At 53.5% G+C, this 15,116-nt stretch carries 4 protein-coding genes; all 4 read right to left on the bottom strand.

Translation table 11 applies throughout. From position 1 onward, the window contains the following. Positions 1-49: 49 nt before the first annotated feature. A complete protein-coding gene (locus METTU_RS04185) occupies positions 50-2,365 on the bottom strand; it encodes a TonB-dependent receptor (RefSeq protein ID WP_040579603.1) in 2,316 nt (771 codons plus the stop codon). Between the two features lie 391 nt (positions 2,366-2,756). Continuing rightward, positions 2,757-4,256 carry a TolC family protein gene (locus tag METTU_RS04180; RefSeq protein WP_006890056.1) on the bottom strand — a complete coding sequence of 500 codons (1,500 nt, stop codon included), beginning with the start codon at positions 4,254-4,256 and terminating at the stop codon, positions 2,757-2,759. 386 nt (positions 4,257-4,642) lie between these two features. Continuing rightward, positions 4,643-6,784 carry a peptidase domain-containing ABC transporter gene (locus METTU_RS04175; RefSeq protein ID WP_006890055.1) on the bottom strand — a complete coding sequence of 714 codons (2,142 nt, stop codon included), beginning with the start codon at positions 6,782-6,784 and terminating at the stop codon, positions 4,643-4,645. A 35-nt stretch (positions 6,785-6,819) separates the two neighbouring features. After that, a complete protein-coding gene (locus METTU_RS23025) occupies positions 6,820-15,108 on the bottom strand; it encodes a calcium-binding protein (protein WP_006890054.1) in 8,289 nt (2,762 codons plus the stop codon). Positions 15,109-15,116 lie beyond the last annotated feature (8 nt).

Here is a 15,116-nt window from a genome sequence, read left to right as displayed (position 1 = left end):
TCGATAGTGGTGGTATTAACATAGTGTTTAAAAAACAGGTTCCATCAACTTAAAAATCAGTAGATAACATGACACTGAAACTACGAGGTGCACCGACATAGTAAGACGGAGCGCTGCCGCCCACGCCCAATGCACGGTTAGTAAAGCCGCTGCCGCTACCGGCATTCAGATTGAGGTAATTCTGATCCAGCAGGTTGTAAACATTAAGACGCATGGTCGGGTCGCGGAACCATCCCGTCGAAGGCAGACGATAGCCTGCATCAAAACTGACCAGCGTATAGCCGTTGATCGATTCATCGTTGACCAGCGTCGAATAGCGTGCGCCGGTGTACTTGGCCGACACACTGCCCGACCACGGCCCATCGCGATATTGCAGCGCCGCGCCCGCCATATAGCTTGGCACGTCGGGAAACGCCTTGCCGGCAGTCGCTTCAACCGTATTGGCGGCGGTTTGTAGATTTTGTCCGATGCGGCTGTCGGTATACGTGAAGGAGCCGTACACGCTCCAATTCGGCAAAAAACGCCAGGCTGACTCCAATTCAACACCTTGGGTCGTGGAATCCCCGACATTGTAGTTAGTGCTGATATTATTGATGGGGTCGAAGGCCGAAGCAATACGGTTGCGGTAATCGATGTAAAACAGTGTGCCGGAGAATGACACATCCTTGCCGGTATAGCGGTAGCCCAAGTCCCAGTTGGTTGCCAATTCCTCGCCGACATTTACGGTGTTTAGCGTGTAACCGGTTAATTTGCCCTGATTGTTAAAACTGCCGCCGTTAATCAAGCCGTAAAACACCGAGTCCGGCGGTGCCTTGAAGTTTTCGGCGCGGTTGACAAACACTTGCTGGGTATCGGTGAACTGGTAACGAACGCCGACACTCGGGAGCGGTCTGGCGTAAGTTTGTTTAATGTTGTAATCGGCACCGCCGCCTTCAGAAGCATAATTGGTAAAATCGCGCTGAATTTGGGTGTAGCGTAGTCCCAGTGACAGGGTGAGTTTGTCGTTCAGGAAACCGATGTCGTCCTGACCGAAGAACGATTGCGACGTATTGAGGGTCAGGAAGTCGCGGCCCTGATAAGGTGAGCTACTCTGTCGAAGCAGGTAAAGTGAGGAATTATCCAGCCAAGGATCAATGCTCTGACCTGCGGCGTCGAATGGCACAGCCGGTTGCGTGCGACAGTGGTGCGCATACTCGAACCAGTAGCCGGCCATTAAGTGGTGATTACTGATTTGACTGTGCATTCGCGCGGTAACTCCGGGCCGCTCGGTTTCTGTCACGGCACCGCTGTAAACCATTATGGTATCCCGTGTATCGCCATCTCGGTTGATGTCACGAATGCCACCACCAAGTTTGTTAGCGACGTTGCTTTCCGCCAGTGTTCTTAGTTGATTGCCACCCGTGCCATAACCGTAGCTGTAATAAGGGTCAACATCGAGCTTAAGATTTGGCAGCAGTTGGAACCGGCCTTGTAGCGTGGCCAAATAATTGCGGTACGGATTGAGATTGAGGTTGTAATAGAGGTCTGACGGTATTTTTTCGACTTGTGCGCTGCCATTGATCCCAGCCAGATGTTGCGGGGCTTGGCCGCCGAAATCGGCATCGCGGCCCAACGTTTGAATTTCGGCTAAGGTTAAAGTGCGCAGATTGTTGTTGAGCATCTCGTTATACAACAAGCCGCCGGTAATACTGCTGCCGGGCGCCAGGTTGAGCACGCCTTTAAAATCCAGATGTTCGCGATCGGCGCCGCCGTAGCCTTTCCACTTTTCAGCCTCGGCTTTGGAAACCGAAATAAAAGCCTTAAAACGGTTGTCGCCCAGATAACCGGTATCGGCTCGCAAAAAGGTCTTGTAAGCATTATAAGCGCCGTAACTCTGTTGCACCCGGAAGCGTGAGTGATCGCTGGGATCGGAAGTGACAAAGCCTATCGAACCGCCGGTTGCCCCGACCATAGGCGCATCAGTTGCACTCGAACCCTGGGTGACTGAAATCTCTTCCAGGTTTTCAAGATCGACCAGTTCGGAAGGATAGACGGCATAGTTGCCTGCATCGTTGATTGGCGCGCCATCAATGCTGACACCAATTTGATCGCTGTTGAAACCGCGCATCCGCAAACCACCGCCAAATAAGCCGGTGGCGTCGTAGCTGTAAGTGTTAACCCCCGGCAGTAAATCCATGGCCTGGTAGGCGTTATTAAGCGTGTTTTTCTGCTCGATGGCGGCGCGTGATACGACACTGTGCGAGCGCGCCGCGTTCTGCGGATTCATCAGGCCATTGCCGGGCGGAGCAACGCCTTCGACCACCATAGGTTCAAGCGTTATACTATTATCCGCCTGTACCGTAGCTCCAGCCAAAATGGCGGTCATAAAGACAATGTGTCTAGTTCTGCGTAGCACTTTGAGGAATATCCCTCTCCTAAGTCGATTAACTTACAAGAGTATAGTATAAATGCTTACGTAAAAGTTGTTATTTGCTTACACTGAAAAAAGCCTGATTGAGCACTTTATTTTCCTTGGAAGATGGGACCATCAAAGGCTTAGGATATGGTCAGTAATAACTTCCCGATATGGATTGAGTGAAATTTTTCCGTTCGCCCTGAGCTTGTCGAAGGGTGAGCGGGAAAATTTCGGCCTACCGCGTCAAGCCGATCATGCTTCGACAAGCTCAGCACGAACGGCTCGACGATCGAAAATAGTGGTTTCGGGAAGTTATTTTCAACCAAATCCTTAGCTCGTTCATTCCAGTCAATGACAGCGGCTACTCTCTTAAAAGTTTGTCGGGGTGCATCGATAACAATTCCGGCTGATTGCCCATATCCGTTAGCACTGGGTCGGCATGATTTATCCCGAGCAACACCTCGGCGAATTCATCAGGCCGCAAAACGAGATACGCATTCCACGCGGCAAGCTTCGCATCTGCCAACAATTCATCGGTAGCCTCCTGCTCCTTGGACAAACTGATTTGCGCCTGGGACACGGCATCAAGATCCGCATAGCCATCTTTAAATAACTGGCTCGTTTGCTGAAAAGTTAAGCGCGTTTGGGCTGTCTGTAATTGGCTGGATTTTGCGGAAAGCTCTGTTTGGATTTTGGCATCCAACACCGTTCTAAGCTTGGTCTCGGCATCGATCAGTGCCTGTCGATAGAGCGCATCGGTTTTCAGCACATCGGCATGCGCTGTCTCGACTGCCGCATATTCCGAAGTAAAGGGCCCCAAGGGTTGCTGAAGCACGACGCCGAAACGGTAACTATTTGGCGAAGTCGAACTGACAGCCGCATCGACACTATTCGGATCCTGCCCCAGCCAATCATAGCGTCCGATCATGGCAACAGTGGGATAAAAACCTGCGCGGGTCTGGTCAAGTTTATGCTGTGCCATCACCGCCCGTTCTTTTGCGGCTTTTACGCCCGGATCGTCCTGGACAATCAGCTCAAGATCGTCATCATTCAAGTTCATTTGTTCCACATCGGGAATGGGAGCATCAAGCCGGAACACATGTCCGGCGGGAAGGCGCAATCCCAGCGACCTTGCCAATACAGCAGACTTATCATACAAGGCCTGACAAACCTGAAACATGCCCTGCTCGCTTTTGGCGAACGTTACTTTCTCCTTACTCAATGCAATTTGATTATCAACGCCTTCCTCAAACCTCTTTTCGGTACGCTGCAACACACCGCGCAACAATTTGCTCGTCTCGGCCTGGTGCAAAAGCGCCGTCTGCGCTTTGAATAAATCGTTATAGGCAATCAGTACTGTACTTAACGTTTCATTAGTCTGCCTGACAAGATCGTAAGCGCTAGCCTGAACACCTGCTTTTGCACTGCGGTATCCGGCCAAATCTTTACCGCCGTTAAAGAGATTCCAATTGGCATTCAACGAGGCGTAACTGGAATACTGGCTTCGCTGCCCGCCGACAACAGTTGACCCAACCGAGGTGGATTGAGCCGCCGGGTTTTGGGTGACAAATCGCTCCCCTTGCATAGAAACACTTGCCGACGGCAAAAACGGCGTCACTGCGGCCAACACCTGCGTATTGGCTTTTTTTAGCTCCAGTTGGGCTATCAAAACCTGAGGATGCTCAGACATCGCAACGACAACAGCTTCCGCCAGGGACAGCGGCTTAAATATCGTCCCCGAACGACACGCCGACTCTTCGCCAATCTGCGCTTTAGGCAGTTGACCGTCCGCTGAAAACACCGGAACGGAGACACCGGCCCACACGACACAAACAAAACAGCGTAATACTTTATTGATCATATTTGATTATTTTTATTAGTTACTGATGTCGCACACTGTCGAAGCCCGCATAGGCATATCCGCCGTAGGGCGTGCCGTGCGCACCCTAGTCACTACCAGATCATCTGTTACAAACACCACGAAGGCACGAAGAACACGAAGTTATTGAGCGATTCCAGAACTCAGTTTGGGCATATCGGCTAATCGCAGGAGTGCAGGCTTCGCCTGCTCTTGCTCTGGCAAGCAAAGCTTGCACTCCAGACACTCGCAACTTTAGTCATTAACTGAATTTTAAAATGCTGTTACTCGGCTGAAAGCCATATGTCATCAGAAAATATTTGATTCTTTAGACCTTCGTGTTCTTCGCGTCTTCGTGGTGAAAGTCTCTTTACTATTGTTAGTCATACTTAAGCTAACCGCACCACCTCATCCACCTTCAAACTCTCAGGCAGTTGATGGGTGATGAACAGCATGGTGACCTTGCCCTTCAGTTGATTGACGGTGGCTGCAAAGTGTTCTGCTGTGGCGCTATCCAGGCTGCTAGTCGCCTCGTCGAACAACAAAATTTTAGGCTGCTTGAGCAAAGCGCGAGCAATCGCCAGCCGTTGTTTCTGCCCGCCCGACAGCCCTACCCCGCGTTCGCCGATAACGGTCTGGTAGCCTTCCGGCAGCTTCTCAATGGCCTCGTGAATTTCCGCCAATTTGCAAGCTTGCACTACTTGTTCGAAGGTGGTGTGCGGATTGGAGAAAATCAGGTTTTCATAGAGAGTGCCGGAGAACAGCACGGTTTCCTGCGGCACCACGCCAAAGTGGTGCCGCAGCTCATTGGCAGAAAAGTGACGGATGTCGTGGTCGTCAATATGAATACTGCCCTCGCTGGGTAGATAAAAACCCAGCATCAGTTTAGCAAGCGTACTTTTGCCGGAACCGGACGGCCCCATCAGGGCAATGCATTGTCCCGGTGAAATGCTCATATTGAAGTTTTGGTACAAGTAAGGAAGATTATCCGCATAACGGAAACCCAAGTTACGAATCTCCACCTTGCCGTGTCCGCCGCCTTCCCTTGCAGGCTTCAACGAATACGGCTCGGTGGGGGCATGCATCACATCGCCCAAGCGCTTGACCGCAATATTGGCCTGCTGAAATTGCTGCCATAATCCCACCATACGCAGCACCGGCTGCGAGAGCCGTCCGGCAAACATCTGAAAGGCTACCAGCATGCCGATGGTGAAATCCTGAGTGGTCATCGCCAACCAAGCGCCAAGACAGAGGATTGTCATCGTCATCATCTGCTCCAAGGTATTGGCGGCCACGTTGTAGCTATTGGACAGTTGCCGTGCATTAAATCCGGCTTCCAGATAACCGGCTAAATATTCGCCATAGCGCGACACCACCTGCGGCTCCATTTGCAGGGATTTGACCGTTTCCATACCGGACAAATACTCGGTAACGAACGATTGATTGCGCGCACCGAGCAGAAACTGTTGATTCAACCGCTCGCGCATCAAAGGAGTAATGGCCAGACTCAACAGCACAATCAGCAGCAACATGGACAGTGCCGCAACCGAAAGCAGCCAGCTGTAATAGAACATGATCGCCAAATAGAATATCAGGAACGGCACATCCAGAATCAGCGTAACGGCGGCTCCGCTCAGGAACTCGCGAATGCTTTCTATGCCTTGCAAGCGCGCAACCAACGTACCGGTAGAACGATGCTCAAAATAGCGTAGCGGCAACCTGAACAAATGGGCGAACACCTGCGCACCCAACACAGCATCAATGCGGTTGCCGGTATGCGTCACCAGATACTGCCGCACCCAGCTCATCACCGCATTGAACACCATGAAGATAGCCATGCCGACTGCAATAACCACCAGCGTACTCATCGAATGGTGGACTATCACCTTATCGATAATGGTTTGAGTGAACAACGGCGTAGCCAAGCCGACCAATTGTAAAGCCAGCGATGCCAGCAGCACATCGCGCCAAACCTTCTTGTGTTTAAGCAATTCCGGCACGAACCAGCGAAAGCCGAACTCCTTGCCTTCATCTTCATCCACAGCCTTACTTTTAGGTGCGGCGAACTGCAACACATGTCCGGCGCAACGAGCAGTGAATTCAGTCAAAGGAAGATGTTGCGGCTCCTGGCTGCCCGGTTCAAAAAACAGAATTGTGCCTTTTTCCAGTCGCACCAACAGGGCGAGGCCGTGCGCTTCCAATTGTTGTTCAACTTGCGCATCGGGCTCACGTGGCTCTTTGACAAGCTCTGGACCATCTGGCGGATTGAGTGCTGCAAAGCACGGAAAGTTGAGATGTTCCATATCCGCATCCTTCACCTTGCGCCAGCGGCCTTTAAGTCCCAGCTCATGCAGGGCATGTTGCAAGAGTGCCGAATTATAGGGCGAAGGGAACTGGCGCAACGCCATTGCCGCATCAAACGGCACACGATGCACCTGACAGGCACATTGCAATGCCCAAATAAAAGTTTCGGTACTGATCGGCAAGAGATGCTTCTTACCGTTCACCATACGGTGCAGTGCATCCTTCATCGTTCATGCCCTGCTTCAAGTTTATACGCCATCGTTTAGCTTAACCTCGTTATGCCTTCGCCCAACCCGGACAGGTCGCGCAAGAGCTGCGGATTTGTACCGAAGGAGGGATTGCTCAGCACGTCTTGGGCCGCAGTCTGGCTAAAGCCGCTAAAGTCGCCGTTTTTGCCATACTGGTTAGCCAGGTCACCGCCCAAGGCTTCGCTGTCGCTGGCAGACAAGTGTGCGGTAAGCAGGCTGTCGGTAGCGCTCCAGTGCATGAAATTGGCGCTGCCGCCGTTCGCTTGGTCAAAGGCATTGACGATAGCGGTGAAGTCGAAGTTCTGGATCGATTTGTTCAGTAGCGGATCGCTTGAAGCGCGGTCGAATCCGGCTATGGCATCGGCCATTACTTGAAGATTGAGGACGCTCTTGTGGTTGGCATTTGTGTTATACCAACCACTCAGGGTGACCTGATCGCCATTTCCCGCCTCCACAATCAGGTCTTTACCTGATTTGGACAAGGCAAGGTCGGCATACTGGATGCCGCCTCCCAAGCTTAAGGTGTTGTCGGTTCCAACGCCGCCATTGACGACATCCATGCCGTCACCGCGGTTGAAGGCGATGATGTCTGCGCCGTTGCCGGTGGTGATGGTGTCGTTGCCTGTACCGCCAACGAACATTTCATTGGCGGCGTTTCCGCTCAGTGTGTCGGCGCCTGAGCCGCCATCCAACAGGTTGGTTCCTGCTGTGTCGGACAGGCTGTCGTTATCCGCGCCACCTTGCAGGATGTCATTGCCCGCATTACCTTTGAGGGTGTCGTTGCCAAGATCGCCGTTCAACAGATCGCTGCCCTTACCGCCAGTCAATACGTTATCCCCGCTGTTACCGATCAATTGGTTGTTCAAGCTGTTGCCGGTGCCGTTGATTGCGGCGGCACCGGTCAGGATGAGATTTTCGACGTTGGAGCCCAAGGTATAGCTGACGGAGGACTGCACCGTGTCGATTTCTGTGCTCAGTGTGGAGGTTTCTTTTACGACGTCGCTTGCATTGTCCACGACGTAGGTGTCGTTGCCTAAGCCGCCGATCAGGATGTCGGCACCGGTACTGCCGTCCAGTATATTGGCTGCCTCATTGCCGGTCAGGGTGTTGTTGAGTGCATTGCCTATGCCGTCGATAGCATCCGTCCCGATGAGTGTGAGTTTCTCGACGTTTTCACCCAAAGTGTAGGTGATGAAACTTTGTACGGTGTCGGTGCCTTCGTTTGCGTTCTCCGTCACCACATCGCCGGTGTTGTCCACGACGTAGGTGTCGTTGCCTGCGCCACCGGTCATGGCGTCCGATCCCTCACCGCCATTCAACACGTTCTTTCCGGCATTGCCGATCAAGATGTTATCCAGATCATTGCCTGTGCCGTTGATTGGGGATGCACCTGTGAGCGTGAGGTTCTCGATGTTGTCTGACAATGTGTAGGTCACGGAGGATTGGACTGTATCGATGCCTTCGTCATCGCCCTCTGTGACGGCATCGTTTACGTTGCTCACTACGTAAGTGTCGTTGCCCAAGCCGCCTATTAAATGGTCGGCTCCGGCGCCGCCATTTAATATATTATCCCCACTGTTACCGGTCAGTGTGTTGTTCAAGCTGTTGCCGGTGCCGTTGATCGCGGAGGTACCGGTCAGGGTGAGGTTTTCCAGCTTTGAACCCAAGGTATAGGTGATGGAGGACTGCACTGTGTCGATTTCTGTTTTCAGTGCGGAGGTTTCTTTTACCACATCGCCTAAGTCGTCCACGACATAGGTGTCGTTGCCTAAGCCGCCGATCAGGGTGTCGGCACCTGAACCGCCATCCAAGGTATCGTTACCTAAGCCACCGGTCAATGTGTTCGCGGCGCTGTTGCCGATGAGCACGTTGTCCAACCCATTGCCTGTGCCGTTGATGGCGGCCGTCCCGGTCAGTGCGAGATTTTCGACATTTGCATTCAGGGTATAACTGATCGAGGATTGCACGGTGTCCGTGCCTTCGTCCGCGTTCTCGGCAATAACATCGCCTAGACTGTCGATGATGTAGGTGTCGTTACCCGAACCGCCGCTCAAGTAATCATTGCCGGCTCCGCCATCCAATAAATCGTTACCGTTATTTCCGTAAAGATCGTCGTTACCGCCTAAACCCTGAAGCGTTGCGTTTTCATCTACCCATGCTTCCAGGAAATCGGCTTGTTCCGTCCCTGAATTAGAAACAGCAGACACCAGCGCTTGTAACTGAGCTACATACCATTCCGTACCATCAGCAAACTCTACTCGCTTGATGTGATAGGCCTCTCCATATCTCCAGTTCCGTATCGTTAGTTGATCGCTCGTGCCGTTGATACCCAGCACCAGATCCTCGCCAGTCCGGGTGAAGCTGATGTCGCCGGCCGCTATCCCGACGCCAAAGCGGAGGGTATCCACATTGCCTGCTATATCGGGGCCAGTCCAATTTTCAATGGCATCCTGCCCATCTCCTAATCCAAACATATAAACATCATTCCCCAATCCACCACTCAAATAGTCATTGTCTGCACCGCCATAAAGCACATCATCACCCTCGCCGCCTATCAGCATGTCGGAACCTGACAGCCCGACCAATGCGTCCGCAGCCGCGGTACCCAGCAAGGTATCGTTGTCCGTGGTACCCTCTATCAAATTGATGGGGTTTACCGTTAAGGTGAAGGTGTCACTGACCGACGCGCCAAATTGATCTGTTGCGGTCACGGTGATGTCGATCGGGTAAATAGCGTTGGCATCCGGGGTGCCGCTAAAGGTACGGGTCTCGGGATCGAAGCTTAACCATTCGCTCCAGGCATTTTGGCTGTAACTCAAGACGTCTCCGGCATCTTGATCGATAAAGGCGTTCGCCGGAAGGGTGTACGAGAAGGGGAGGTATTCCGTGGCAATTTGATCTTTCAAAGCGGTGGTAATGACAGGGGCATGCTCAGGAGACGGGCCGGCCAATGCCAGCATTTGCGCCATTGTCATGCGGCTGCCGTCGGCAAATTCAAAAAACTGTATACCGGTCTTGACGTAGTATCCGTCTTCATCCGCGCGCGGCATGACTATTCTCACTACCGAATCGGCTTGCCAACTCATATCCAGTGTTTGAAACAGCTTGATATTGTTGTAATCGTACGATCCCCAGTTGGATGCCGGTAACGACTCACTCCCCCATGAAAAGTTGAAACTGGAAAGATTGATTCCCTTGTCAAAAACGACGGTGTTGCTATCAATGCCTCCCCCATATCCTCCGCTAAAACCGGTATCGTAAATTAAATCGGTTCCTGTATCGTCCGCCATGACATAGTACCGATCATTGCCGGCCCCTCCTTCTAACAGGTCATTGCCTGAGCCACCGAAGATTATGTCATCATAATAGCTGCCTATAATCAGGTCGTCGCCGGAACCGCCATCCAATAATGCAGCCCTCGCGTAACTCTGAATCGTGTCATTGCCTCCGCCGGCATGCACGATGCCAAAGTCGTCAGACAGGGTAATGGTGTTATCGCCCTCGCCTCCGTTAATAATGTCAACGCCTGCATCGGAGTAATATCCCGTTACCGCAAGGGTGACAGGTAAAATGCCCAGCTGGGAAAAGCTAACCGGATCGGCACCTTGAATGTCATAGCCTGTGCCGTCGGCAGGGGTGACCGACAAAGCCGTTGCAACTTGATGGGTGGTTGTGGAGGTATGAGTAAAAATAGGCGATTCGGTATAAATATAAGGATTTTGTAAGTTATTTGTCCCGTAGAATTCCGTCAGCGCATGCATTTCCTGATCAGTGTATAAATAATGCACTGACAGTGTTTTGTATGTATTTGAATTTGAAAAGGTTTGCAGTGCGCCCCACTCGACCTGTACGTTCTTTGCGATAGCGGATGATCCCATGCGGCTGTAGTTTATTTCCGCCGCATCGCTCGAATAGGTCGAAACACTGAACTGGCCGATCGTTAAACCCGTGGCACTTAAAGAATAATAGTTTGAGTCGGCCGGAACATTGCCATTATATCCCGGCGAGCGGACATAGTTGTCTGTCCGGTGGCTGAGTGTAACCTGCAAGGGCGTCCACCAGCTTCCGTCCGCTTGCAGCACCATGCCTTGCGCTTGGTAGGCTTGAATGACGGTGTCTTGAATGCCGGCAATAAAGCTTTCCTGCACGCGATCCATTTCACTGCGATTGGCCCGGTAGGCGGCATTTTCCGCCAGCAACGCGCTCAGCTCGCGGAGCGAACCTGTTTGATCCTTGACTTGCCAGTCATGATTCAGGGTATAGAAATTCTTCAATGTCAGGCTGTCGCCGGCCTCGGTAACGCCCAGCAGCAGATCCTCGCCCACGCGGGTTCCGGTCAGGCGGGATAGGTTGTAGGCGCTGACTTCGATCATTGAGGTTTCGCCTTCGACTTCGAACACTTGATCGGCTCCGCCGCCACGGGATAAGCGATAGGTGTCGGTGCCGGTTTCGCCATGCAGGTCGTCGTTGCCGCCGTTGCCGATCAACAGGTCGTCGCCGGCTCCGGCCAGGATGATGTCGCGGTAATCGGTACCGCTGAGTGGGTTGTTTCCGGCGCTGCCTTGCAGGGGCGTGACGTCCAGTGCGGCCAAGGTGTCGGCAGTGACTTGCAGGCCGTCCGCAAATTCAAACGCTTCCACGCGTTTTGCGGGGTCTGTGTACCAGCCGGTCACGGTGATGGCATCGGCCAAGCCTGAGACGGTCACCGACAGATCACCGTTGGCCTGATGCTTGAAGGTGACATCGCTCAGGGCAATACCTGCGCCGAATATCACCCGGTCTTGCGAGCTTTGGCCGGAACCGGGCATGTCGGTTTCTTGGATGACATCCTGCCCGTCGCCCGGACGGTAGTGATAGTCGTCCGAACCCAGGCCGCCATCTAACAGGTCGTCTCCTGCGCCGCCCCATAGGCTGTCGTTGCCGTCTTGGCCGTAAAGGGTATCACCGGCTTGGCCGCCATACAGGGTATTGTCGGTACCGTTACCGTAAACGGTCTGCGGCTCGGCCCGGAAGTTCAGCAGGAATTCCGCCGAGGTCATGCGACTGCCGTCGGCAAATTCGAAACTGTAGTGGTCAACGCCGCTGGTGATCGTTGCGGCCTCCACGCCGTTCACTTTCATCCGCAGTGCGGGCTGCCCGGCCATGGTTAGGGTGCTGACTGTCAAGTTGGCGGCGCTTATATCGGCGGCAAAGCGGATGATATTTTGGCCTTCCGTATCGGTAATCAGGTCGGCACCGGAGGTCGCGCTCAGCTGATAGGCATCATTACCGGCTCCGCCCAGCAGCAGGTCGCGGCCCGCGCCGCCGATCAGGGTGTCGTTACCGGCTCCGCCACTGAGGGTGTCGTCACCCCATGCGCCGCTGAGCATGTCGTCACCGCTACCGCCGTGTAAGCTATCGGCGCCGGCACCGCCGTAGAGTTTGCCGCCGCTATTATCCAGTTGCAGGTTAAGGGCGGTGGTCAGCGAGGCACCCACCAGGGTTTCCAGGTCCAGTTGGTTGCCCTTAGCAAATTGGAGGGTGGCATCGGTGCCGAAAAAGGCATCCTGGATTTTGAGGATGTCGCCGTTATCCAGGGCGATGTCCAGGCGGAGGTATTGGCTCTGGTTGCCATAATGAGTCGCTTTTAATCCGCCGGCGCCGAGGCCGTTGGCTTGCGCCAGTTGGAGGGTGTTGTGGCCTTCGGTGTCGGCGAGGGTGTCTTCGCCGGTGACGTTGAGGTAGGTATCGTCGCCTGCCCCGCCCATCAGGATGTCGGCTCCGGCGCCACCATCTAGGCTGTCGTTTCCGGCACCACCGATCAAGGTATCGTTGCCGCCCAATCCGTTGATGCGGTCGGTGGTGTTGGTGCCGGTGAGTGTGTCGTCCCCGCTGCTGCCATCCAGGTCGAAGCCGCGCGCCAGCAGTTGGTTGATGCTCAGCTCGGTGCCGTCGGCGAAGCGGAAGGTGCTGACTGAGGAGCTGTTGAAGACGTCGTTGGGGTCGAATCCGTCGATGTGTACTTGATCGCCGTTGCCCAGATCAAGTTCCAGAGAACCGAGCCGCAAGGTGATGTCGCCGGCGCTGATGCCTTCGCCGAACAGGAGGTTGCTGTCTTTGTCGGGGTCGATGACGGTATCGCGGCCGTCGCCCCGGTTGAAGATGTAGGTGTCGTTGCCGGCACCGCCAACCAGCGTGTCATTACCGGTGCCGCCGATCAGTACGTCGTCGCCTTGTTGGCCACCGATAATGTCGACACCCGCACCGCCCACAATAACGTCGTTGCCTTCTTGACCGTTGAGGCTGTCGTTGCCGTCTTCGCCGAAGAGGACGTCGTTACCTTGGCCTGCCCAGACGTAATCATCGCCTGCTCCTGCATAGATCACATCGGCACCAAAATCCGCCGGGGCCGGGTCGCCGACCACCGGCGAATACTGGCGTATGCCGTTGGTGGTGGCGATCGTCCAGTTGAAGTCGGTTGCGACATAGTCGGCGTCGCCGCTGATGTCGTCATCGCCCGCGCCGCCGATCAAGAGGTCATTGCCTCCGCCTCCGGTGAGGACATCGTTGCCGACTCCGCCGATCAGGGTGTCGTCGCCGGATTCGCCAGCCAGCCATTCGCCTTTCTGGCCGCTGCCGGTTTGGCTGTTGCCGGCGGCGATGGCGTCGGCAACGCTGATGGGTGCATCCGCGTAAAGTCGGTCGTCATTGGCGCCGCCTGCCAGGATGTCGTTATCCGCGCCGCCTATGATGACGTCGTTGCCCGCACCGCCGTTGACTTTGTCTTGGCCCGCGCCCGCTTCGATCAGGTCGTTGCCGCCGCGTAGCGCGGTGACGATGTCGTTGCCGCCACCGCTGAGGATGTGGTCGTTGCCGGGGCTGTCGTAAAGGGTGTCTTCCCGGTTGGCTTCGGCTTGGCTGGGGTCGGTTATGATGTTGCCGAGGGCGTCGGCACCGGTATTCAAGGACGCGAGGTCACCGGCGATGTCCAGGGTGGTTTGCGGAGTGGTCGCGGCAACCGCGCCGGTCATGGTTAGATTAAGGTTGCCGGGCTGGTAGTCCTTGATCAGGATGTTGCCGTCGATCACCAGCCCCTGACCAACGTCCACGTAGAGGTGCTTATCGGCGTCACGGTGGACGCGGGCATCGCCGTATTGGCTGCCGCCTGACAGCGTAATGTCGTTGTAGAGAATGCGGCCTTGGCCGTCGCTGTCTAAGATAGTATCAAAGCCGTCGCCGGAGGTGTAGACGTAAGTGTCGAAGCCATCTTCACCCACTAATCGGTCATTGCCTTTGCCGCCTTCAAGGTAATCGTTGCCGCTCAATCCATCGAGAAGATCATTGTCATCGCCGCCCAGCAATTTGTCATCGTAATCAGTGCCAACCAAGGTGTCATTTCCAGCACCGCCGATGTATCTGATGCCGTTCTGTACCCAACCGTTCAGTGGATGGTTGTCAGCGCCAATATCAACAAATGTTCTTGACTGCGTTCCGAAAATACGGTCATCTTGATCTGTTCCGTAGAGAATGGGTTTGTTGTCGGCATCAAGAAATTTAGTGACGCCACTTTCAAATAGGTCAGTGGTTAAAGAAGATGAATCAATTGCAAATTTCGCTTCGCCTATAATCGGATCCCGATAAAAGACATTTTTCGCAATGTCAAGGGCGTACTCGGCTTGCGTATAATCCCTCATGCTACTGAGACGATAGGCTTCTTTGCTGTCCTTGTCATAGATCATATTTACCGTCTTTCCTAAGAGGGAGGGATCAATTTTATTTTGTAGAAAGAAGTCATCTATCGTGTTCAACCATGGCGAAGTATCAAAATCGAAATCATCAATACCCGGTAATAGAGCAAAGTTTTCAATATGCCTAGTCCCGTCCGCCTCGACGATAAACTTAGCGCCCTTAGCAATCGCAAAATCTGTATGCCCAAAAATGTAAGCCCTCAGATCAAAATCAGCGGATGTCACATCATATTCAACTTGGGAAATATTGAAAAAACGAGGGTCGTCAGGTATTAAATTTACTAATAAAAGACTCTCTATATCTTCAATTGCTACCTCTTGCCTAACACCAGTACCAAGCATAATTGCACCTGACATGAACAAGTTAACGAGTGCGGATTGGGCGCCATTGGCCAGTCTTCCTGGACCGTCCGTCATAAAGGAAGCGACATCTGTCAGGGTAATTTCAATAGGGCTAGCAGATGCTCGGTGCGTCAAGTCTTCATCCTGTAAATTGGCAGGGGTAGACAAATCGCCATATAAGTACAGGTTGGTTATTTCGTTAATGCCTAATGCGTTCCAATTAATAGTGGTCATGATGTGTT

The sequence above is a fragment of the Methylobacter tundripaludum SV96 genome (assembly GCF_000190755.2).
GTDB classification, from domain to species: Bacteria; Pseudomonadota; Gammaproteobacteria; order Methylococcales; family Methylomonadaceae; genus Methylobacter_A; species Methylobacter_A tundripaludum.
This window is presented reverse-complemented; position numbering and strand designations above follow the sequence as displayed.